Here is a 1,264-nt window from a genome sequence, read left to right on the forward strand (position 1 = left end):
CCCGCGACGACCCTGGCCGTGACGGTCTGCGGGACGGGCGGGTTGTTCGTCGCCGTGTCCTTGTCGCGGACCGAGATCGACACGGTGGCGTCGGCGTACTGTCCGTCGGGCCCGGCGACGCGGTAGACCGCGGTGTAGTTGCCGGGGGTCTTCGGTGCGAGGTACCGGAGGTGGTCGCCCGAGACGAAGAGCAGGCCGCCGTCGCCCGGAACGTTCTGGACGAGGTCCGGCTGCAGGGTGAGGGGTTCGCCCTCGGGCTGGGTGTCGTTGTCCAGCACGGGGATGTTCGCGACGTCCCCGACCCGCACGGTGGCGGTGTCGGGCTGGGCCACCGGCGGCTGGATGCGGTCGGGCTTCGGGATCTCGACGACGGTGATCGAGCCGGTCGCCGACGCGAGTCCGTTCGTCTCCGTGTAGCCGAACGTGACCGGACCGTCGAGCGGCGCCGTCAGCGTGATCCGGACCGTGTGCTGGTCGAGCACGCTCGCCTGCACGCCGGACGCCCGGTCCGGCTGGTCGATCGCGGTGACGAGGAGCACGCCGCCCGCGGGGTCGATGTCGGTCGCCGTGACGTCGGTGTCCTTCGTCGACAACGTGTTGACGAAGACCGTCTTCGGCGTGGTGATCGGCGGCGTCGAGGCGTCCGGCGGCGCCTGGATGGTGACCCGGACCACACCGCTGGTCGTCTTCGAGCCGTCCGTCACGGTGTACTCGAGCTGGTGGTCGCCGGCTCCGGCGCCGACGACACGGAACGTGCCGGAGTCGTAGCTCGGCGTGACCGTGAGGCCCTTGGACGACGACACGCTCGTCAGGGTGACCGTCCCGTTGCCGCCGCGGACGTGGTCGAGCGGGTCGACGGTGAACGCCTTGCCGGCGTAGCCCGCCACCGGGAACGCGTCGGCGTAGAGCGGGACGCTGCCGGCCTTCGCGACCGCGACGGTCAGGGAGCCGCGACCGTCGGCCTGGCCGTCGCTCACGACCAGCTGCACGGAGCGGTCGCCGGTCCGGCCGCTCTTGTTGCGGTAGTCGAGGAGCCCGTCGGGCGTCGTCGACACGGTGTCGCCGTCGGACGCCGTCGCGGACTTCAGGTACACCGGGTCGCCGTCCGGGTCGACCCAGTCGCCGAGCACGTTGGTCACGACGTGCCCGTTCTGCACGACGTTCGCGCTGGTGTCGCGGACCTGCCGCGGAGCGTCGTTCTCGGACGGCTGCCGCACGGTGACCCGGACGGTCGCGGTGTCGGACCCACCGTGCCGTCCGGATC

At 71.9% G+C, this 1,264-nt stretch carries 1 protein-coding gene; it reads right to left on the reverse strand.

From position 1 onward, the window contains the following. Nucleotides 1–1,264, reverse strand: a 1,264-nt coding sequence (locus I59_RS23095; RefSeq protein WP_031274636.1) for an Ig-like domain-containing protein, incomplete at both ends; no start/stop codon positions are given.

This window comes from Curtobacterium sp. B8 (assembly GCF_000333315.1).
GTDB classification, from domain to species: domain Bacteria; phylum Actinomycetota; class Actinomycetes; order Actinomycetales; family Microbacteriaceae; genus Curtobacterium; species Curtobacterium luteum.